The 21,867-nt window shown below is 48.3% G+C and carries 16 protein-coding genes and 4 tRNA genes; 14 read left to right on the plus strand and 6 right to left on the minus strand.

Annotated elements, in window-relative coordinates; genetic code table 11:
- On the plus strand, positions 1–320 hold a 320-nt coding region (locus tag RM811_RS01665; RefSeq protein ID WP_402520142.1), incomplete at its 5' end, for a PLP-dependent transferase.
- A gap of 321 nt (positions 321–641) precedes the next feature.
- On the opposite strand, the gene RM811_RS01670 is transcribed toward RM811_RS01665, so the two are convergent.
- The 3 genes from RM811_RS01670 to ppnN form a co-directional block, all read right to left on the minus strand.
- On the minus strand, positions 642–1,142 hold the full coding sequence (locus tag RM811_RS01670) for a YiiD C-terminal domain-containing protein (protein ID WP_402520144.1): 501 nt from the start codon (positions 1,140–1,142) through the stop codon (positions 642–644).
- Between the two features lie 67 nt (positions 1,143–1,209).
- The gene (acnB, locus tag RM811_RS01675) at positions 1,210–3,801 is read right to left on the minus strand and encodes a bifunctional aconitate hydratase 2/2-methylisocitrate dehydratase (protein ID WP_402520146.1); all 2,592 of its coding nucleotides are present in this window, start codon (positions 3,799–3,801) and stop codon (positions 1,210–1,212) included.
- A gap of 366 nt (positions 3,802–4,167) precedes the next feature.
- A complete protein-coding gene (ppnN, locus tag RM811_RS01680) occupies positions 4,168–5,544 on the minus strand; it encodes a nucleotide 5'-monophosphate nucleosidase PpnN (RefSeq protein ID WP_402520148.1) in 1,377 nt (458 codons plus the stop codon).
- 503 nt (positions 5,545–6,047) lie between these two features.
- Between ppnN and yfcD the strand changes: the two genes are divergently transcribed.
- The gene (gene yfcD, locus RM811_RS01685; RefSeq protein WP_402520150.1) at positions 6,048–6,575 is read left to right on the plus strand and encodes an NUDIX hydrolase YfcD; all 528 of its coding nucleotides are present in this window, start codon (positions 6,048–6,050) and stop codon (positions 6,573–6,575) included.
- A gap of 23 nt (positions 6,576–6,598) precedes the next feature.
- A complete protein-coding gene (locus RM811_RS01690) occupies positions 6,599–7,213 on the plus strand; it encodes a riboflavin synthase subunit alpha (protein WP_402520152.1) in 615 nt (204 codons plus the stop codon).
- Positions 7,214–7,455: 242 nt separating this feature from the next.
- On the opposite strand, the gene lon is transcribed toward RM811_RS01690, so the two are convergent.
- Complete coding sequence (lon, locus tag RM811_RS01695; RefSeq protein ID WP_402520154.1) at positions 7,456–9,888, minus strand: endopeptidase La; 2,433 nt, start codon at positions 9,886–9,888, stop codon at positions 7,456–7,458.
- 438 nt (positions 9,889–10,326) lie between these two features.
- On the opposite strand from lon, the gene RM811_RS01700 reads away from it, so the two are divergent.
- The 3 genes from RM811_RS01700 (at position 10,327) to rarD (ending at position 12,452) form a co-directional block, all read left to right on the plus strand.
- Entirely contained in the window at positions 10,327–10,932 is a 606-nt protein-coding gene (locus RM811_RS01700) for a chalcone isomerase family protein (RefSeq protein WP_402520156.1), read from the plus strand.
- Between the two features lie 136 nt (positions 10,933–11,068).
- Positions 11,069–11,347: a ComEA family DNA-binding protein gene (locus RM811_RS01705; RefSeq protein WP_402520158.1), complete on the plus strand. Its 279-nt coding sequence runs from the start codon at positions 11,069–11,071 to the stop codon at positions 11,345–11,347.
- A gap of 190 nt (positions 11,348–11,537) precedes the next feature.
- Positions 11,538–12,452, plus strand: a complete 915-nt coding sequence (rarD, locus tag RM811_RS01710) for an EamA family transporter RarD (protein ID WP_402520159.1) — start codon at positions 11,538–11,540, stop codon at positions 12,450–12,452.
- Positions 12,453–12,485: 33 nt separating this feature from the next.
- Here the strand turns inward: rarD and RM811_RS01715 are convergent, their stop codons facing one another.
- Entirely contained in the window at positions 12,486–12,692 is a 207-nt protein-coding gene (locus RM811_RS01715) for a hypothetical protein (RefSeq protein WP_402520161.1), read from the minus strand.
- 506 nt (positions 12,693–13,198) lie between these two features.
- On the opposite strand from RM811_RS01715, the gene RM811_RS01720 reads away from it, so the two are divergent.
- Positions 13,199–15,280 (plus strand): Sip1-related alpha-galactosidase, encoded by a 2,082-nt coding sequence (locus tag RM811_RS01720; RefSeq protein WP_402520163.1) that lies wholly within the window; start codon positions 13,199–13,201, stop codon positions 15,278–15,280.
- A gap of 78 nt (positions 15,281–15,358) precedes the next feature.
- Here RM811_RS01720 and folD read toward each other — a convergent pair whose 3' ends face one another.
- Complete coding sequence (gene folD / locus RM811_RS01725) at positions 15,359–16,213, minus strand: bifunctional methylenetetrahydrofolate dehydrogenase/methenyltetrahydrofolate cyclohydrolase FolD (RefSeq protein ID WP_402520165.1); 855 nt, start codon at positions 16,211–16,213, stop codon at positions 15,359–15,361.
- 317 nt (positions 16,214–16,530) lie between these two features.
- On the opposite strand from folD, the gene RM811_RS01730 reads away from it, so the two are divergent.
- The 7 genes from RM811_RS01730 (at position 16,531) to clpX (ending at position 21,281) form a co-directional block, all read left to right on the plus strand.
- Positions 16,531–16,607, plus strand: a tRNA-Pro gene (locus RM811_RS01730).
- Positions 16,608–16,637: 30 nt separating this feature from the next.
- Positions 16,638–16,714: transfer RNA gene (locus tag RM811_RS01735), tRNA-Arg, on the plus strand.
- Positions 16,715–16,793: 79 nt separating this feature from the next.
- Positions 16,794–16,869 (plus strand) — tRNA-His (locus tag RM811_RS01740).
- Between the two features lie 76 nt (positions 16,870–16,945).
- Positions 16,946–17,030, plus strand: a tRNA-Leu gene (locus tag RM811_RS01745).
- A gap of 389 nt (positions 17,031–17,419) precedes the next feature.
- Positions 17,420–18,763 carry a trigger factor gene (gene tig / locus RM811_RS01750; protein WP_402520167.1) on the plus strand — a complete coding sequence of 448 codons (1,344 nt, stop codon included), beginning with the start codon at positions 17,420–17,422 and terminating at the stop codon, positions 18,761–18,763.
- 168 nt (positions 18,764–18,931) lie between these two features.
- Positions 18,932–19,582 (plus strand): ATP-dependent Clp endopeptidase proteolytic subunit ClpP, encoded by a 651-nt coding sequence (gene clpP, locus RM811_RS01755; RefSeq protein ID WP_402520171.1) that lies wholly within the window; start codon positions 18,932–18,934, stop codon positions 19,580–19,582.
- A gap of 397 nt (positions 19,583–19,979) precedes the next feature.
- Positions 19,980–21,281: an ATP-dependent Clp protease ATP-binding subunit ClpX gene (gene clpX / locus RM811_RS01760; RefSeq protein ID WP_402520169.1), complete on the plus strand. Its 1,302-nt coding sequence runs from the start codon at positions 19,980–19,982 to the stop codon at positions 21,279–21,281.
- Positions 21,282–21,867 lie beyond the last annotated feature (586 nt).

Here is a 21,867-nt window from a genome sequence, read left to right on the forward strand (position 1 = left end):
GCGGGCTCGGAGCTGTGTATAAGAGCCAGGCTAAGAAGCAGCAAAAGGCCTTTGGTGGGGCGCTTTCCTTTACCGTTAAAGGGGAGCGGGAGGCTGCGTGGCAGGTGATTGACAGTGTTGAGATTATGTCCCGCACAGCGAACCTGGGAGATCCCCGAGCGACCATCACCCATCCGGCGCCAACTACTCATTGTCGTCTGCCTGCTGAGGATAACATGAAGTCTGGTATTACTGAGAATCTGGTTCGGGTTGCGGTTGGGCTTGAGGATATTGAAGACCTGAAGGCAGACCTTGAGAAAGGTTTGAGGCGGTTGCTTTGAGAGAAGGGGGGTTCAGCTTCTTTTCGACTTAGGGGAGTGGCATTTAGAAAGTACCAGCCCTCCGACATTCCCATGAAGGAGGCTGTCGAAAAACCCTCCGAACTCGTTCCCACGGTCCCTGTGGGAATGCATACCGAACCCACCACAAATGAAATAACCGCGTGAAACTCCGGCACATCAATGCAGAGTAAAGTGACCCTTGTTGTTATCCTTTGCATGGGAATTCAGGCTACGGCTTATCAACAAAGCCCTGAGGCATATGGCCAGCTCCGTATGCATTCCCACGCAGAGCGTGGGAACGAGGTTACATCAAGGGGGGCTTTATGGCATGGCAACATAAATGCCGGTGTATGTTGCCACCTTTTTCTGAGGGGCCGGTTTTTCTGATTCACTCCCTTCAGAGCAAGAATAAAGCTCAACCGTAAGTTCAAGTTTGGCGTTTCGACGTTCATCCAGCCGGGTAATGAATTTTTCGGGAATAACTGCCTGGCAATGGGCTGAAATTGGCCCGGAAGCAGGGGCGTGATAGGTCATTTGAGAATCAGCAATAACGGCTTCACAATATGTAACACGAGTTCTTGCGTACAGTGTCGTGTATAGCCAGCCACAGAGCGTAGCCAGTGCTGCCATACTGCCTCCGAAAGCTGTGCCTTTATCGTTAATGTTCGGTTCTAAAGGGCAGCTAATGATCAGCTTCCCATTTTCAAACTGGTCAAAAGTAACTTCCATATTTTGCAGAAGGGGAATGCTGCTTTTTATCCAGTGGGTCAGCTCGGGGGTGAATAATGACTCAGGGGTTATAGAGTCTATGTTGTTGGTCATGGATAAGCTCTGAAAAATAAAAAGCCCCTGGGACAGGGGCTTATATAGTCAATATTAATGTGCTTTCTTAGCCGGCCCTGGCAATGATTTCATCGGCAGCCTTCTGATAGGACTCTACCTTGTCGAAGTTGAGGTAGCGATAGATATCGCCAGCCATTGAGTCCAGCTCGCTGGCATATTTCATATACTCTTCAGTGGTTGGAATCTTGCCCAGAATAGCGCCAACCGATGCCAGCTCTGCGGAGCAGAGGTAGACGTTAGCACCATCACCCAAACGGTTAGGGAAGTTTCGGGTTGAAGTGGACAGGACTGTGGCCCCGGGTTCTACTCGAGCCTGGTTACCCATACAGAGGGAACATCCGGGGATTTCTGTACGGACGCCATTGTCGTGATAGATCTCGTAATAGCCTTCTTCTTCCAGCTGTGCCTTATCCATTTTGGTGGGAGGCGACATCCAGAAGCGTGTCTTGAGCGGTTCGCTGTTTTGCTCAAGCAGCTTACCAGCAGCACGGAAGTGACCGATATTGGTCATGCAGGAACCCAGGAAGACTTCATCAATCTTGTCACCTGCTACATCAGACAGTGTCCGGGCGTCGTCCGGATCATTTGGAGCACAAAGAATGGGTTCTTTGATTTCTGACAGGTCGATTTCAATGACCTCTGCGTATTCAGCATCGGCATCAGCACGCATCAGGGTTGGGTTGGCCAGCCATTCTTCCATCTTGCGGGCGCGGCGCTCAATAGTACGGCGGTCGCCATAGCCTTCACTGATCATCCAGCGCAGCATGGTGATGTTGGACTTCAAGTACTCAGTGATTGACGCTTCAGAGAGTGTGATGGTGCAGCCAGCGGCAGAACGTTCAGCAGAGGCATCTGACAATTCAAAAGCCTGCTCAACGGTAAGATCTTCAAGGCCTTCAATTTCCAGAACCCGACCAGAGAAGGCATTTTTCTTGCCTTTCTTCTCAACGGTCAAAAGCCCCTGCTTGATGCCGTATAGAGGAATGGCGTGAACCAGATCCCGAAGGGTAATACCTGGCTGTTTCTTACCTTTGAAACGAACCAGGATGGATTCCGGCATATCCAGAGGCATAACGCCGGTAGCAGCCGCAAAGGCCACCAGGCCAGAGCCTGCAGGGAATGAGATACCCAGCGGGAAACGGGTGTGAGAGTCACCGCCGGTACCCACGGTATCAGGCAGTAACATACGGTTCAGCCAGCTGTGGATGATACCGTCGCCCGGGCGCAGGGCAACACCACCACGGTTCATGATGAAGTCTGGCAGTGTGTGGTGGGTTTCAACATCCACTGGCTTGGGATAGGCGGCGGTATGACAGAATGACTGCATCACCAGGTCAGAAGAGAAACCAAGGCAGGCCAGATCTTTCAGCTCATCACGGGTCATGGGACCAGTGGTGTCCTGAGAGCCGACCGTGGTCATTTTAGGCTCACAGTATTGACCGGGACGAACACCGGTAACACCGCAGGCTTTACCCACCATCTTCTGGGCCAGGGTAAAACCTTTGCTGGAATCTTTTGGCTCTTTAGGGCGACGGAAGATGTCGGAAGGCCCTAGATCCAGGGCTTCACGGGCTTTGTCGGTCAGTCCGCGGCCGACGATCAGGTTGATCCGGCCACCGGCCTGTACTTCATCGAGAATGACGTCAGACTTGAAGGTGAACTCGGAAAGGACTTCACCGGATTCAGAAAGAATTTTTCCGTCATAAGGGCGAATTTCAATAACATCGCCCATGTTCAGCTTATCAACCGGTGCTTCAAACACCAGTGCGCCAGCGTCTTCCATGGTGTTGAAGAAGATGGGGGCAACTTTATCACCAAAACAGATGCCGCCGGTGCGCTTGTTAGGAACGCCGGGAATGTCGTCACCGAAGAACCAGAGTACAGAGTTAGTGGCGGATTTTCGGGATGAGCCCGTACCCACAACATCGCCTACAAAGGCAACGGGCAGGCCTTTGTTCTTGATTTCTTCAATCAGTTCAAGAGGGCCGGTAACGCCGTGCTCTTCTGGCTCAAGACCTTCGCGGGTCATTTTATAGGCAGCGCGGGCATGCAGTGGGATATCCGGGCGTGACCAGGCATCGGGAGCAGGAGACAGGTCGTCAGTGTTGGTTTCACCTGTGACTTTGAAGACCGTCACTTTGGTGCTTTCAGGCACGGCGCCGCGTTTGGTGAACCACTCCGCTTCAGCCCAGGACTTGAGTACAGCCTGGGCATTGGCATTGCCCGCTTTGGCTTTTTCTTCAACGTCGTGGAATGAGTCAAAAACCAGCAGGGTGCTTTTCAGTTGTTCTGCGGCCAGTTCACCCAGTTCGGTGCTGTCCAGTTGTTCAATCAGGGTTTCAATGTTGTAACCACCGAGCATCATACCCAGCAGCTGTACGGCTTTTTTGCTGTCAACCAGTGGTGATTCAGCGTCACCTTTAACAATGGCAGACAGGAAACCTGCTTTCACATAAGCGGCTTCATCTACACCGGGAGGAATCCGGTTTTCGAGGAGGCCAAGAAGAAATTGTTCTTCACCGGCTGGTGGGTTTTTCAGCAGTTCAACCAGGCCTGACACCTGTTCTGCATTCAGTGGCTTTGGTGGGACACCTTCCCGGGCACGCTCTTTGACGTGTTTTCTATAGGCTTCTAACACGAGTACTACCCTCATCATCTATGGCAGGCTCTTGGGCGATCCTTCGACAAACCTTTATTGCTTTGGCTGTAGGTCCGTCAGATGTTCCAAGGAATTCTTTACCAGTGCTATAGCAGTACAGCCTTGAGGCGTTCTTGTTGAAAGAGTACTGCTTTAGCCTAAACCGTGAAAGGTGAAGAGCTTTACTGGCGGTATTTTCATAATAATGTTGAAGTTTCCGGCAGATAAAGTACTGGTGGCGCGGGCATTATAGCGGAAGGTGCTTTTTAAGTTAAGTAAAGACCGAAATGCCCACTATTTTTTCTGTGAATGGTGGTTTTTTATAAATGATCCAGAGAAGCCGTTATGGCTTCTCTGGGCAGGGAGTCAGGACTCAATGATTTCGTAACAGGGTTCGTAATGACTGCCGGGTAATTTCATCCGGTGCTGGTCAACAAATGACTGTAGAAGGTTATCCATCTGCACCATTAGTTCTGACTCACCACTGAGGTGATAGGGGCCATGTTTTCGAATCAGGCTGACGCCATCTTCCTTGATATTTCCCGCAACAATCCCCGACATGACTCTTCGTAAGTTCGCTGCCAGTTGATGAGTTGGAAGATCGCTGTGCAATTCCAGACTTGCCATATTTTCATGGGTTGGTTCAAAAGGCTGTTGAAACTCATCATCGATCTTTAATAGCCAGTTAAAATAGTAAGCGTCACCCTTCTTACGACGGAAGCGGGTTACTTTCTCCAGCCCCCGGCTCATGATGGTCGCTACCCTGGCAGGATCATTAACGATGATCTGGTATTTTTCCTGAGCTTCTCTACCCAGCGTGTTACCAATGAACTTATCAATCTGTTCAAAGTAGGCTTCTGAGCCGGCTGGGCCGGTGAGGATCATGGTCAGCGGAATATCTTTGTTTTCAGGGTGCAGCAGTATGCCGATGAGATAAAGGATTTCTTCGCAGGTGCCCGGGCCGCCGGGAAATACGATAATGCCATGTCCAAGACGAACAAACGCTTCCAGTCGTTTTTCTATGTCAGGCAGGATAATCAGCTCATTGACAATGGGATTGGGTGATTCTGCGGCAATGATGCCCGGTTCCGTCAAACCAATAAAACGGCCATTACTGATGCGTTGTTTAGCGTGGCCAATATAGGCACCTTTCATGGGGCCTTTCATGGCGCCGGGGCCGCAGCCGGTACATATATTCATTCTTCTCAGACCGAGCTGATAGCCAACCAGCTTGGTATATTCATACTCGTCCCGGGCAATGGAGTGACCACCCCAGCAAACCACCATATTGGGTATCTGTTTGGTGATAAAGCCGTTGGCATTTCTGAGCACTTCAAAAACCAGATGGGTGATATCCGATGAGTCAGGCTGATCGAAGCGCTTGTCGCTGGTGATCAGAGACGAGACATAGAGGATATCCCTCAGCACGGAAAACAGGTTTTCCCTGACCCCCCGGATCAGTTTCTTATCGACAAATGCAGAGGCCGGCGCGTTGACCAGCTCAAGCTTCAGCCCACGGTGTTCCTGGACAATGCGAATATCAAAGTCATTATAAGTTTGTAATAATTCTTCGGCGCTGTCGCCTTCTTGTTCATTGCTTAAAACGGCCAGGGCGCACTGACGGAAAAGGCGGTGTAAGCCAGCTTTGGTATTATCCTGAAGAATATTGACTTCCCGGCTGGATAGTACCCGCATGGATCCAACCGGATTAACAATGGCGGAGACTACATTAGGTTTGCTCATTATTTCCCCTTATGAGGGTGATGTTTGGAGCCCGGGAGCATCATTTTGATTGGTATATCCATTTAGATACTTTGCGGGATAAAAATATACTTAACTAAATATCGGTTCCTGAAGGTTGAAATCGAGAAAAAAACACAGTTCAGGAAAGACTTGTAAAGTTGAATTTCCTACTGTTACACACTAATTATACTGATTTTATTCGGTTCTTAGCAGTCTTGACGGATGGTTGTTCCTCTGACAAATTGGAAGAGATATCAAGTCGTTCCCTGCTTTCTTTTGCAATACGATTTTTCATTCGCTCTCGATTAGCTGTTGCTTTCTCTTCGGTTGGTTTGACAACAACGGTAAATTCTTATTGTGATCTTTTTGTGTCAGAACGGAGCTTTCCGGGCATGTCTGTTCAATGTATGAACAACTATTTAATTTTCTGTTTTCGATTAAGAATGGCTTGATATAAGATGTTGCAATAACAACAAATGAACGGCAGATAACAGGAGATCTCGATGCCTGGCCAGCAAGAGGTGGAAGCGTCTGTGGAAAGTGTATTGGTAGTTGATGACCATAACTTTGTGCTTGGGTCAGTGCCCAGGGGACAAATGAGAGAGGAAGCACTATGCCATCGGGCAACCTATGTTTTTGTCTTCAATCCCAGTGGGCAGCTGTACGTTCAGGAAAGGACGCTGAGCAAGGATATTTATCCCGGTTACTTTGATCCTGCTACCGGAGGTGTAGTGACTGAAGGGGAAAGCTACGATCAGGCTGCCGGGAGAGAGCTGGCTGAAGAGCTTGGTATTGACGGCGTGCCGATTACTTCTCATTTTCACTTTTTCTTCCAGAATGATGATTGTCAGGTCTGGGGCAGGGTTTACAGCTGCTATTACGACGGCCCTCTGACGCTGCAGGAAGAAGAGGTGGCCAATGTGGTGATGGAGTCACCTGAAGAGGTGTTGTCGAACCGTAACCACCGAAATTATACACCAGACAGTCTGGTTGCTCTTGAGCGGCTACTTCACTGTCTAAAAATAGTCTGAAGTTTACCAAGAATAGGTAATGTATGTTTACAGGTATTGTGAAGGGGTTTTTTCCGATTGGGCGAATAGAAAAATTAAACGAGCTTCATCGTATTATGGTTCTGTTGCCTTCACCCCTTCTGGAAAATCTTGAAACAGGCGCCAGTATTGCTGTCAACGGTTGTTGTCTGACCGTAGTCGCATTTGATCATGAGAGTGCCACTTTCGATGTGATGAAGGAAACCCTTCGGGTTACCAATCTTGGTGCTCTTGAGGAAGGTGGGAAGGTCAATATCGAAAGAGCTGCCCGGTTTGGTGATGAAATTGGTGGCCACCTGTTGTCTGGGCATATTCACGATACCGTTGAGATTTGTGATATCCAGCGGGAAGAGAATAATGTGACCATCTATTTTCAGTTTGCTCCCGAATGGAAAGAGTTCATCTTGTCGAAAGGTTATGCTTCTCTGAATGGTTGTAGCTTAACCATTGGTGAGAAAGTTGAGGGTGGTCGCTTCTGTGTTCACCTGATTCCGGAAACACTGAGAAGTACTTCATTTGGTTCGGCTGAAGTGGGTGACAGAGTTAATCTGGAAATAGACAGCCAGACCCAGGCCATAGTCACTACTGTCAAGAGTTACCTGGAATCAGTCCAGTCCTGATAGCTGACTGTTTACGGTGTGTTTCCTTTTTGTAGATGTATGGATACTGTTGTTCTTTCTTAAAAATATTTTTATATGCGAATTCTGTCTTATAAAAAATGGAAAGTATTGGTAGTAAGCCCCATACTTACTTTGCTCACTAGCGTGTCCAAACGGGATTAGTTCCCGCTGCTACTGTAAAGTGATAAAGAAAACGCCACCCAATCAGGTGGCGTTTTTTTATTGACTTCATTTCGCTGAGCTTATTTTCCTCTTTTCGCCTTTTTGTCTGCAGTCACAGGGAAAGCTGCTTTGTAAACATCTTCGTACAGACGGGCAAAATGGACGGTCATTCCTTCACGAATATAGTCAGGGAGTTCATCAAAGTCTCTCCGGTTATCCTCCGGCAGAATTAACTCCATAATATTCTGGCGCCGGGCAGCGATAACTTTTTCTCTGATACCCCCAACAGGGAGTACTCTGCCAGTCAGGGTCAGTTCGCCAGTCATCGCCAGGTGTTTGACTGGTTTTATGCCTCTGGCCAGAGATATCAGCGCTGTCGTCATTGTGACACCTGCACTTGGGCCGTCTTTAGGGGTTGCTCCTTCTGGAACATGCAAGTGTATAAAAGCGTTTTTAAAGAAATCTTCCTGAATGCCAAACTTTCTGGCATGACTGGTTGTATGGCTGTACGAGATTTCAGCGGATTCTTTCATTACATCACCCAGCTTGCCGGTCAGCTTAAAGCCCGCCTTTTGTTGATGTATGAGGCAGGCTTCGACGGGTAAGGTCACTCCTCCCATGGCTGTCCATGCAAGGCCGGTGACAATACCCACGCCTTCCATTGGTTTTTCCTCCCGGAAGTAAGGGGCTCCCAGAAACTCTTCCAGATTTTTTGCTGAAACTGTCTGCTTGTTTTCATCGCTTTCAAGAAATTTAACCACCACTTTCCGGATGATTTTCTGCAGCAGTTTTTCAAAATGACGAACACCTGCTTCGCGGGCGTAACCATCAATAATTTTGCGGAAAGTTGGATCGGATATCCTGAGCTGGCTTTTCTTCAGGCCTGCTCTTTTAAGCTGCTTTGGCCAGAGATGATTTTTCCCAATGGCTACTTTTTCTTCGGTGATATAACCCGATAGTCTGATTACATCCATACGGTCAAGCAGTGGGCCGGGAATCGTGTCCAGCTGATTGGCTGTACAGATAAAGAGAACCTTGGACAGATCAATTCTCATATCCAGGTAGTGATCCAGAAACTCGGCGTTTTGTTCCGGATCAAGTACTTCCAGCAGTGCAGAAGCTGGGTCTCCCCGGAAAGAGGTGCCTATTTTATCGATCTCGTCCAGCATGATAACCGGGTTGGATACTGTCACTTCCTTAAGGGCCTGCACAAGCTTTCCCGGAAGTGCACCAATATAGGTTCGACGATGGCCTTTTATCTCCGCTTCATCTCTCATGCCCCCAAGGCTGAACCGATAGAATTTTCTATCCAGTGCTCTGGCTACCGATTTACCGATGGACGTTTTGCCGACACCCGGAGGGCCGACAAGTAGCAGGATTGTCCCTGAAACTTCTTTCCGGTAAGCCCCTACCGCCAGAAATTCGATGATGCGATCTTTAACATCATCAAGTCCGTCATGATCGGCACTGAGTACACCCCTGGCATGGTTAAGATCCAGGTTGTCTTTCGAGAACACTCCCCAGGGAACAGAAGTTGCCCAATCCAGGTAGTTTCTGCAGATGGCGTATTCCGGAGAGCCGGTTTCAAGAATGGAAAGTTTCTTCAGCTCATCATCAATCTTGGCTTTAGCACTTTCAGGGACAGAGAGTTTTGCCAGTCGTTGTTCAAACTGCTCCATTTCAGCGGTGCGGTCATCCTTGGATATGCCCAGTTCTTTCTGGATTACCTTGAGTTGTTCTTTCAGGAAAAACTCTCGCTGATGAGTACTGATTTTGCGATTAACTTCGGCGTTAATTTCACTCTGCAGACGGGCAACTTCCTGCTCTTTTCGAATCAGAATCAGTACTTTTTCCATTCTGCGCTGTATCGGAATGGTTTCCAGAACTTCCTGAAGCTCCTTGCCCGGAGCGGTGGTTATTGCGGCAGCGAAGTCCGCCAGCGGCGATGGGTCTTTAGGGCTGAACCGGTTCAGATAATTTTTCAGTTCTTCGCTGTAAAGAGGGTTAAGCGGGATGAGTTCTTTGATCGCCTGAATCAGCGCCAGTGCATAAGCTTTAACCTCATCGCTATTGTCTTCAGGGCTCTCGATGTATTCAACCTGAACCAGGTAGGGGGGGCGACGGCGCAACCATTGGCTTATTTTGAATCGCTGCATGCCGAGGGCAATAAACTGCACCTGATCATTGTCGGAAACGATGTTATGGATTTTGACGACACAGCCTACTTTAGGGAAGTCTTCCGGAGCAACATCTGCCCCGGGCATTCTACCCACAAAGCTCAGGCCCACAGCCTTATGGGGGCTCTGGCCTACTCGTTGAAGTGTTTCACCCCACTCCCGGCTGCTGAAAACCAGTGGTTGTACCTGGGCTGGAAAGAAAGGACGGTTGGATACGGGGATCAGATAAAGTTTGTCAGGCAGAGCCTGGTGAGGAAGAACCAGGCCAGTGCTGGTTTTTTGACTGTCTTCATCCCCACTGAGCGCTTCGGGGTTGTTGGAATCCTGATCTGTCATAGTCTGTCTGCAATAAACTGAGTGAGAAGAAAGTTTGATTGAAAAGTTACTGCTGAGGGTTGCCGGGGCAGGTATAAGGGATCGTTCTTTCCTCCCGACTACCTGCTTCATGCCTAAGCAGACTATTGTCTGAATACCCTATTTTGAGCCTTATCCAGTAATTTCAATGGGCAATGCTTTTAAGTATGGTTCAGATAGTCAGGATTGGTATGGTGAAGGAGTGATCAACGATCAGTGGTAAAGATATTTGACTTAGGCAATGAGAATCCCGGTAACGGGGCTTTGTGACAACGTTCTGACGATCGTGTATAGAAGCATGAGAATGTTACTCTGACTGAATGCCGGACCAGCCGAAAATGCTGGAGTCAGCCCTCCAGAGATGGTGGAAGGTGAAGAGCAAGTGAGATAATATTCCCACACAAGAATAAGGAATGATGTATGTTAAATTTCCAAAGCCTCCGTCGTATTGTCTTTCTCGTCTCTTTTCTCTGCTTTTTATCGTTACCAGCAAAAGCGCTGTTGATTAATAAATATGATTTGCCTGATGTCATCGCTGCGGAGAATGATAAGCCAGAGCTCAAGCTGCAGGGAGCTGCTGTCAGGACATGGTACCTGATGGTAAAAGGTTATATTGGCGCGCTATATCTGGAAGAGCCCACGAGTAGTCAGGAAGAGATATATGCTTCTGACAGCTATCAGCGAATGGCATTTGTCATGTTGGTTTCCAAGATGAGTGCTCGGCGAATCGCTAATGCTTTTTATGACTCTATCCAGCTTAATAGCCCTCCTGATGAGCAGAAAGCCATGAAGGATGATTTGGAAAGAATCTTTGCTCTTGTGGATGGCTCAATGAAAAAAGGTGAGCAGGCTGTATTTGAGTATCTTCCAGGTAAAGGGTTAAGGATCGAAATTGCGGGTGTTGAAAAGGGGGTAGTGCCTGCCAGCAAAGAGGTGTTTAATCTTTTTCTAAGAGTCTGGATTGGTGAGACACCTCCCAGTCAGTTATTTAAAGAGCAGGTTCTTGGCCTTGCTCCGGTTACCTGAGGAATTGATCCATTTGTCTGCCCATGAGTTTTTGTCTTGCAGTAATGGAGTTCGTTGCCTTGAATGATTCTATGGGTAGTGTTTTAGCGAACCTCTGCCCGTCAATGGACAATTGATATTCATGGAGTAATGAATAATGAAAAAGACATTAACTGTACTGGCTCTTTCTACCTTCCTTAGTTTTTCTGTTATGGCAGCGCCAAAGGGCGATTCCTCTAACCGGGTAAATGTTAACCAGGCAACGGCTGAACAACTGGATAAAGGATTGCTGGGTGTGGGTCCCAGGATCGCCATGGAAATTATCAGGCACCGTGATTTACATGGTCCATATCAGAGTACGGATGACCTTGATAAGGTGAAGTATGTAGGGGGCAGGATGCTGGACAAAAACAAGGGGCGTATAGTTTTTGATTAACAGCCATTAAAGCATTAAAGAAGGCTCGTGTGATGCATATGCACGGGCCTTTTTATGTTTGAAAAGACATCTTTGTCTTTCTGGGGTTGAGCTTAATCCAGCTACCGACACTTTCTTGATTACCATTTATCGTAAATTCGGTATAGATTATCCGGCAAACGAAAGGTTGGCTGTGCATAATGGGGTGGCTGTGAAGGACGACAATGTTCAATCCGGGCTGATATTTGGACTGGGGGCTTTTGCTTTATGGGGGCTTATTCCTATTTATTTCAAGATGCTGGAAGGGGTTCCTCCTCTTGAAGTGCTTAGCCATCGAGTCTTCTGGTCATCATTTTTACTGGTTGGCTTTTTATTACTGCGTCAACGCTTGGGTGAGCTTCTTGAACTGATCAAATCGCCCCGGTTATTGGGTTGGCTGGTTCTGACATCATTACTGATTGCCGGAAACTGGCTCTGTTTTATCTGGGGGGTAACCAATAACAGAATTCTTGAGACTAGCCTTGGTTACTATATCAACCCTCTGCTCAGTGTCCTTTTTGGTTACTGCTTTCTTGGGGAGCGGTTAACCCGTTATCAGGTGCTGGCAGTGACTATTGCAGTTATGGCCGTGTCAATGCAGGTGATATTGCTGGGCAAGTTGCCCTGGGTTTCCTTTGTTTTGGCTTTGTGTTTTGCCTGTTACGGTTTAATTAGAAAAAGGATTAATGTGGATGCTACCGCAGGGCTTGCGGTGGAGACGCTGCTGTTGATGCCTGTTGTTATGATCTACTTCTTCTGGTTAGTGGGTAATGATTCCCATGCTTTTCGACTGTCTGATCCTCAGACCAGTATTCTTCTCGCCCTTGCAGGGCTGGTTACCACAATACCCCTGGTATTATTCAATATGGCGATGCAGAAGCTGCCACTGACAGTGATGGGGATCATGCAGTATCTGGCCCCATCGATCTCTTTCCTGGTGGGGGTGACGATTTACAACGAACCATTGGGTGTTGTGCAGATGGCGACTTTCGGTTTGATCTGGCTGGCCCTCGGTATTTTTACCCTGGATGGCCTGATTCGACATAAGCGACAGCGTGATCGGCTGAAAATTCCGGTTAGGGAGTGATGACAGCAAGGCATTGCCTGGTACTTAATGAAGTCAGGAATGCCTTTTTCCTTTGCTCTGCTGTAAGGATGTTTTTGCCCGGGCTTTTTTTACGGGAAGAGAAAGAGCCTGGTCTCTGGGCAGTACCCGGTAGATCTGTCGATAGTATTCTTTTTCAAGGTCTTTTGGGCTATCCGGTAGGGTCGTCATGCCCATTTGTCTAAGGTAGGCTTCCATGCTGCTGCGTGATGGTTTATTCATGAGATGTATTTCGCAATGGTCCTGACTGTAATTGATGAAGACAAATCATGTCGGCTGTAGGCTTTATTCCATTAAGTCTGAGGTCAACATAAGCCGCATTATGTATGCATGTGTCGTGCCATTTTTTTGACGGATTGTTTTTTCAGAGTTCTATCAAGGCGCTGAGAATCCCAAACAGTTTGTTTTGCTCTGCTCTCTATTGGTGTTTTTGGCATTGCAGGAAAAGCAGTTGAAGCATCAATCTTTTTAAATGCATGAGTAATGGCGAAGATTGAGAGTGTCTTGAGTTGATAAGATGTGTTACCTCTTGATCATTTTTTTCTCCGTTTGGTAACACTTTCATGAGAGTTTTCCGCCCTTGATCTATTCTGGTTTTAACAGCCCTGTGTGGAAACGCTTCCGATTTGTTTTTTTATTTATAGAATTTCACTGCCGTATACCTCATTTTTGACAAATACTTTAGACAAGGATCAAACCGTACTTCCAACGATGCAGTTGAGGCAGTTATGTACTCTCTTCGTGAAAAAGACCAGGTGGTTAACCTGCATTATGAGCAGGCTGCTGTATGGCAAGCTATCTCTGTTCGGACCCGTTTAGATAACGACGAAGAATATAACCTTGTCTGGTCAGAACAGGCGGGAGCCTTTGTTCATGATGACTGGCTATTCGTCAGAGTGTCATTGAAAACCACTGATAAGCAGTTGCTGGTTTTTCTGGATGCGGAGATAACTAAAGGGGTCAGCTGGCCAGGCCGTAGCTGGCATCCTCGATATGCTGTCAGGGTGAGTGTTCGTTGTTTGGGGGATGTTACTGGCTTATGTGCCCATTATCTCTATAACAGCTGGTGGACAAGACCTCATTTTGATTGTGCCCTGAATAATCTTCCGGAGAAAACCCAGTCACTGTTGTATGGTTCTGGCGGAGAATATCATCACCTGCTTTCTGTTTGTGATGAGAGGGTTCGTTGTGAGTTTCAGGGTGGAGAAACTGAAGGCATTCAGCTCCTGGCGGCGCCTTCTAAAGCGGGCGTAAGAGATTTTTCTGGTCTTATAGCCGTTTATGGAGTGAGCGCTGATCCATTTCAGTTGATCTATGACAATGTGCAGCTGGGGCGTGATCACCTGTCTCATTATTCCCGTCCGAGGAATCAACGAATATTACCAGAAGTATTTCAGTATCTGGGCTGGTGCAGTTGGGATGCCTGCTATCTTGATGTTGATGAAGCGGCTGTCATTGCTAAGGCTCAGGAGTTTCAAGCCAAAGGGGTTCCGGTTAAGTGGATGTTGATTGATGATGGCTGGTCTGAGGAAAAAGAACGACGCCTGTTGTCCTGGAAGGAAGACCGGGAAAAGTTTCCTTCTGGATTGAAAGGGTTAAAGCATTCCCTTAATCATCATTATGATATCCCCTGGATGGGGGTTTGGCATGCATTGACCGGGCAGTGGGAAGGGATTGATGCTGAGGCCAGTTTTCCCGTTAAGCTGGATCCTCTGGACAGCGTTCGGAAATTGCCGCCCACTCAGGAAGGGGATGCGTTTCGCTTCTGGTATGGCTGGCATGACTATCTGGCCCGGCAGGGCGTGGATTTTGTTAAGGTCGATGTGCAGAGTAATCTTGCCAATCACTATCAATACCGGGATTTTCCGGGAAGAGTGTCCCGTGTGGCTCATCAGGCTTTGGAGGCATCTGCCGGGCTTCATTTTAACGGACAACTGATCAACTGCATGGGTATGGCCAATGACCAGTTATGGCATCGGCCTTCATCTGCACTTGCCCGCAACAGTGATGACTTTTTTCCAAAGAAAAGTGGCAATCTCAGGGAGCATGCTTTGCAGAATGCCTACAATGCCGTGTTTCATGATGCATTTTTCCAGGGAGACTGGGATATGTGGTGGACAATCCATGAGGATGCGGAAGCTCATGGCTTGTTAAGAGCTGTCAGTGGTGGACCTGTTTATACCAGTGATCCGGTTGGGCAGACCGATGCTGAACAATTGATGCGACTGGTATTCAACGATGGAAAAGTTGTGCGCTGTGATCGGCAGGGCAGGGTGGCTCGTGAGCAACTTTTTGAAAACCCGCTTTACTCTGGAAAGCTACTGAAAATAGTCAATTGTGTTGGCGCAGTTGATGTTCTTGCCTTATTCAATATTTCTGAAAATCACCAGACTATTGTGGAGCGGGTTGATGCATTTTCTGCTGAGGGTAATGAGGGGAGGCTTGTATATTGGCCGGGCCGAAGACAGTGCTTCAGTCTTATGGAAATACCGGAAATGCAACTGTCTCCCAATCAGTCTGATCTGTTGCTGTTCTATCCTGAAGAGCCATTGATTTGCTTAGGTTTAGAAGACAAAATTCTACCGCCTTGTGCCATTCTGGATCAGGTGGTTTGCGGGAAGAAAGACTGTCTGCGCCTGGAAAGCCGTCTTAGACAGGGAGGGAAGCTGCTTATTTATAGCGAACATCCGGTTGTAGAACTGTATATCAATGGGCAGGAGTATAGTTGGACTGAGTCTGACAATATTTATCTTGTCGATTGTTCTGAGTGGGAGGATGAAATTTTCCTCGAATGCCTGACATTAATATGAGTAATTATTGATTTCCTGAAAAAGGTTTTTGCGAAGTCAGGCTGGCAGGGTGATACCCTGCCAGCTATTGATGGTGCATCAATTATGCAGGTTGTTAGCGGCGTACAGTGTATTTTCCAGCAATGTTGCTACTGTCATGGGGCCAACGCCACCAGGAACCGGGGTGATCCATGAAGCGCGTTCTCTGGCGGTTTCAAACTCAATATCACCCACCAGACGGCCGTCTTCCATCCGGTTAATACCAATATCAATAACAACAGCACCAGGCTTGATCCATTCTCCCTTGATAAGGCCGGGTTTGCCGGCTCCAACGACCAGGATATCAGCCCTGGCCACTTCGGCAGCAAGGTTTTCCGTGAATCGATGAGTGGTTGTTGTGGTACAGCCCGCCAGTAATAGTTCCATTGTCATTGGGCGACCCACTATATTGGAAGCACCAACAATGACTGCATTTTTTCCGCGGATGGGTTCTCCAGTACTTTCCAGAAGTGTCATTACACCTTTTGGAGTGCATGGGCGAAGCAACGGGATGCGTTGAACCAGCCTGCCAATGTTATAGGGGTGAAAACCGTCGACATCTTTATCAGGGCGAATGCGCTCTATAACCAGTTCACAATTAATATGTTCAGGTAAAGGCAGTTGAACCAGTATGCCATCAATTTCCGGATCTTTATTCAGGCTGTCGATTAACTCAAGCAGGTGCTGCTCGCTGGTGGCGGCTGGGAGGTCATGGGATATGGATTTGAAGCCAATCCGTTGGCAATCCTTTCGCTTTTTTGCAACATAGATCTGCGAAGCCGGGTCGTCACCAATCAAAATAACGGCCAGTCCGGGGGCGCGAAGACCCTGTGAAGTTCTTTTTCTTACCTGTTCGGCGATGGAGTCGGTCAGTTGCAGGGCAATGGCTTTGCCATCAATAATTCTTGCTGTCATATATCCTGAAGCCTGTTGCTGGCAATATTGGATGATTGGTGAGTATCAATGATGGCCGATAGTTTAACAGTGCTCAGGCTTCGTTGACATAAAGAGGTGACATAAGATTGCTGACTCCATTTGCATTGGGGGTTGGCGGAGGCAATCCCTTTGCTGGATGGATATGGTGAATCAGATGAGGCGGTACTCCAATTTTCCCGGCCCGGGCATGTGGGTCAAAAAATGCGTGTGGTAATTGACGGGAACCAGAGTTGTGAGTAATATTCACCGCCGTTGTCCAGCAGAACTTTTTAAAGGTTTTCCCGAGATGAGATATTCGGGGTATAGCGCAGTCTGGTAGCGCGCCTGCTTTGGGAGCAGGATGTCGGGAGTTCGAATCTCTCTACCCCGACCAGTTTGAAATACTTTCTTTGAAGTAGATTGAGCGCCCGTAGCTCAGTTGGATAGAGCACCCGCCTTCTAAGCGGGTGGTCGCAGGTTCGAATCCTGCCGGGCGCGCCATTTATCGAGATGTGTATTCATTTTGAATCAGAGACTTGATTCTTTGGTTTATTTTGAATAATCTCACGATCGTTTACTGGTGGGCGTAGCTCAGTTGGCAGAGCTCCGGATTGTGATTCCGGCGGTCGAGGGTTCAAGCCCCTTCGCCCACCCCAGTTTGTCAGGTGTCCGGATTCGATTCCGGGTTGTCTGAATAAACAGTGTTTTGCGTGCTTCGTAGAAGTGCTGTGAGCGGATGTGGTGGAATTGGTAGACACGCTGGTTTTAGGTACCAGTGCCGAGAGGCGTGAGAGTTCGAGTCTCTCCATCCGCACCAATCATTAACGGGGATAAGCATGCTTATCCCCGTTTTTGTATGTTTCATCCAAAGAAACGGCCCTGATGGGGGTGTATGGACCCACTAGTCCTTAGTTTCGGAGAAGCGTATATGAATTACAGGCGTAAAAAGCTGAGTCAGGGTTGCTGTGTTTCGGGTCTCTCGAATGTGCTTTTTTATATAACGCCTGTCCAATTCGTTGGTTTTTGCCGGAGAGAAGTGAGAGTGGTGCGAATCCTGCGGGGATTTGGAATGTTTAAATAAGAGTGTTCCTTTGCCTTGCCTGGATTTGATGTGGCAGAACGTGTTTATGCACTTTCTGGGTACATTTGCTAATCTATGCGCCTTTAAGCCCATTGTTTACACAGGTTTGGTGTTGAGGAACAAAAATGCAAGTTTCCCTTGAAATAACTTCCGGTATTGAGCGCAAGCTGACGATCACTCTTCCGGTTGCAGGCATTGATGGTGAAGTCAATAAGCGTCTGCAGGATCTGTCCCGACGCGTCCGTCTGGATGGCTTCCGCCCCGGCAAGATTCCAATGAAAGTGGTTAAGCGTCGCTATGGCGCCGGTGCCAGACAGGAAGTGCTCGGTGAGATGATGCAGTCTTCCTTCGTCGAGGCGATCCAGGAACAGAAACTGAATCCTGCCGGCGCGCCATCTATTGAAGCCACCTCTGACAACGATGAAGGTTTTACCTTTATTGCTACCTTTGAAATCTATCCTGAAATCGCTCTGAATGAGTTCAATGGTATTTCTGTTGAGCGCCCGGTTGCTGAAGTTCAGGAGTCTGATATCGATGAAATGATCGAGACCCTGCGTCAGCAAGGCACCACTTTTGAAGACGTTGAGCGTGCTGCCGAACTGGGCGATCGTATCACTTTTGATTATGTTGGCACTAAAGCTGGTGAAGCTTTTGAGGGCGGCAGTGCAGAGAACTCAACTCTGGAGCTGGGTTCTGGCCGAATGGTTCCAGGCTTTGAAGATGGTCTGGTCGGTGTTGCTGCCGGTGAAGAGAAAGTGATTTCCGTGACTTTCCCTGAAGATTACCAGGCAGAAGAGCTGGCTGGTCAGGCTGTTGAGTTTGCCTGCAAGGTACACAAAGTATCTGGATCAGCATTGCCTGAATTGAATGACGAGTTCTTTGCACGTTTTGGTGTGTCTGAAGATGGTTTGGAAGGTTTCCGTAAGGAAGTGTCCAAGAACATGGAACGTGAGCTGCGTCAGGCGGTGAAGAACAAGGTCAAGAACCAGGTGATGGATGGTCTGCTGAAGATTCACGAAGTGGAAGTACCTTCTGCTCTGACTTCTCAGGAAATTGATCGCATGCGTGAGCAGGCTGTTCAGCAGTTTGGCGGCATGAAAGGTGGGTTTGATCCTAAGCAACTGCCTGCAGAACTGTTTGAAGCTGATGCGAAAAAGCGTGTTGCTCTTGGCCTGTTGATTGGTGAAGTGGTTAAGCAGCGTGAAGTCAAGGTTGATGATGAGCGTGTACGTGCCATGATCGAAGAAATGGCTTCCGCTTACCAGGAGCCTCAGCAGGTAATCGACTGGTACTACAGTAACGATGAGCAGCTGTCTCAGATCAAGTATGTTGTTCTGGAAGAGCAGGTCGTGGATACTATTCTGGAAGCGGCTCAGGTTTCAGAAAATACATGCAGCTATCAGGAAGCCATTAAGCCTGCTGAGCGTGCTGTTGAAGCTGAAGAGGCAGACCAGGAAGAGACTGCCTGATCTCGCTTGTAGAAGAGGCAGCTGATATATTCTGCTGCCTGACAAAGCAGCTAAGGTTTTACCGGCTACGGTCGTTTTAATCTGGTATGCAAGCGACTAATTTGTCTGGTTTTTATGACTGGCAGAGCCGTCGCTTTTCTTCGACTTGGCAAGGAGTTAAGACAGGATATGTTCAATCCGAAAGACCCGCACGCCGTAGCAATTACCAACTCAGGTCTGGTTCCCATTGTTGTTGAACAGACGGCCAGAGGTGAGCGATCTTACGATATCTATTCCCGCCTCCTTAAAGAGCGTGTGATCTTCCTGGTGGGTCAGGTGGAAGATCATATGGCGAACCTGGTGGTTGCTCAGTTGTTATTTCTTGAGTCGGAAAATCCGGACAAGGATATCCATCTGTATATTAACTCCCCCGGTGGCTCGGTAACTGCAGGCATGTCCATTTATGACACCATGCAGTTTATTAAGGCTGATGTTTCCACTATGTGTATTGGTCAGGCGGCCAGTATGGGTGCGTTACTTCTGGCGGGTGGTGCGGCAGGCAAACGTTACTGTCTGCCTCATTCACGGGTGATGATTCATCAGCCGCTGGGTGGTTTCCAGGGACAGGCGTCAGATATCGAAATTCATGCCCGTGAAATCCTGAGTATTCGTCATAAGTTGAATGCTGTGCTGGCTCATCATACCGGGCAGCCTATGGATGTGATTGAGCGTGATACCGACCGTGACAACTTCATGGATGGTGAAGAGGCTGTGAAGTATGGTCTGATCGACCAGGTTATGAATCGACGCGGTGATGGCGGCAAAAAAGACAAAGAATAAGCTGACAGGCTCTACTTTGTACTAAGCAGTAGATCGTTCTCCTGCAATCAGTGGAAATGGCTCGCCTGTTGTGTGCTATTTTCATTGTTAAATGGCGCTTGCAGGTTGATATTTATCCGAAGTCGTTGAACACTAACTCAGTGGTTGAGCTCTCTTGTTATTATTGAGGGCTCAATCAGAATAGCTTTCCAGAAGTATGCAGAATGCATGGGTCTGGATGGTCACGGCATGAATTCTGGTTTTACGCGGATCAAGCACTTGAAATCATGCCCCGATGCCTGCATCTTACAGGTATGTAACCGTGAATTATGGAGCAGGCGTTAATCAGTTTCATTGATTGGGTCTGTTTTCATTGGAAAGTGCAGGGCAGGCGTTGTCCGTATAACAGGGTAATCGAATGACCGACGAAACAAGCGGCAAGGGTGAAGACGGCACTAAGCTGTTGTACTGCTCTTTCTGCGGAAAGAGTCAGCATGAAGTGCGCAAGCTGATTGCCGGCCCTTCCGTATTTATATGTGATGAATGTGTTGACCTGTGCAACGATATCATCCGTGAAGAAATTCAGGACAGCAGTGGCGAAGAGTCTTCTGATAAATTGCCAATTCCGCGCGAGATTAAGGAAAATCTCGACGAATACGTAATTGGCCAGCCCAGAGCCAAAAAAGTCTTGTCTGTCGCTGTATACAATCACTACAAGCGTCTTCGTTTTGGTGATGCTAAAGGCGACAGGAAAAAAGACGATGTTGAGCTGGGCAAAAGTAATATTCTGCTGATTGGTCCTACCGGGAGTGGTAAGACTTTGCTGGCGGAAACGCTGGCTCGCATGCTTGATGTGCCGTTCACCATCGCTGACGCCACAACCCTGACTGAAGCGGGTTATGTGGGTGAGGATGTTGAAAACATCATTCAGAAGCTGCTGCAGAAATGTGATTACGATGTAGAAAAGGCCCAGATGGGTATTGTCTACATTGATGAAATCGACAAGATTTCCCGTAAGTCTGACAATCCATCCATTACCCGGGATGTTTCAGGTGAAGGTGTTCAGCAGGCTCTGTTGAAGCTTATTGAAGGTACTGTTGCTTCTGTTCCGCCTCAGGGTGGTCGCAAGCATCCCCAGCAGGAATTCCTGCAGGTTGATACCTCCAATATCCTGTTCATTTGTGGTGGTGCTTTTGCGGGTCTGGAAAAGGTGATTCTTGGCCGGACTGACAAGTCAAGTATTGGCTTCTCTGCTGAAGTGAAGAGCAAGGAAGACAAAAAAGACATTGGCGAAACCTTTAAAGAGGTAGAGCCGGAAGATCTGGTGAAGTTTGGCTTGATTCCAGAGTTTGTGGGTCGTCTACCGGTGATTGCCACCCTTGAAGAGTTGGATGAAGAAGCGCTGGTGCGCATTCTGATTGAGCCTAAAAATGCCCTGACCAAGCAGTACAGCAAACTGTTTGACATGGAAGAAGTGGAAGTGGACTTCCGTGAGGATGCATTGCAGGCGGTAGCGAAAAAGGCCATGGAGCGCAAAACCGGTGCCCGTGGACTGCGCTCAATTCTTGAGGCTGTACTGCTGGATTCAATGTATGAAATTCCATCGGATAGCCGTATTTCCAAAGTGGTTATTGATGCTTCTGTGATTAATGGTGACTCTGAGCCACTGTTGATTTATGAGAACACTGAGTCCCCCAAGGCTGCGGGTTCTGATAAATAAGTCACATCATTAAGTAATAAAAAACCCTGCTTTGCAGGGTTTTTTATTTTTAGGGAAGTGGCATTGTAGAAAGTACCAGGCCCTCCGTCATTCCCACGAAGGAGGCTGTCGCAAAACCCACCAGGAACCTCGTTCCCACGCTCTGCGTGGGAATGCATAGCCAATCACAGGAATCGTGTCTGTGGTTGGGTCCTGGCGCTACCACGCAGAGCGTGGGAGCGAGGAGGGTTTGAACCTCGTTCCCACGCTCTGCGTGGGAATGCATAGCCAACCGCAGGAATCGTGTCTGTGGCTGGGTCCTGGCGCTACCACGCAGAGCGTGGGAGCGAGGAGGGTTTGAACCTCGTTCCCACGCTCTGCGTGGGAATGCATAGCCAACCACAGGAATCGTGTCTGTGGCTGGGTCCTGGCGCTACCACGCAGAGCGTGGGAGCGAGGAGGGTTTGAACCTCGTTCCCACGCTCTGCGTGGGAATGCATAGCCAACCGCAGGAATCGTGTCTGTGGTTGGGTCCTGGCGCTACCACGCAGAGCGTGGGAGCGAGGAGGGTTTTGCGACAACCGCCTTCGCGAGGATGACGGTCGGG

Origin of the sequence: Endozoicomonas sp. (assembly GCF_031844845.1) — a bacterium.
Classification (GTDB): domain Bacteria; phylum Pseudomonadota; class Gammaproteobacteria; order Pseudomonadales; family Endozoicomonadaceae; genus Endozoicomonas.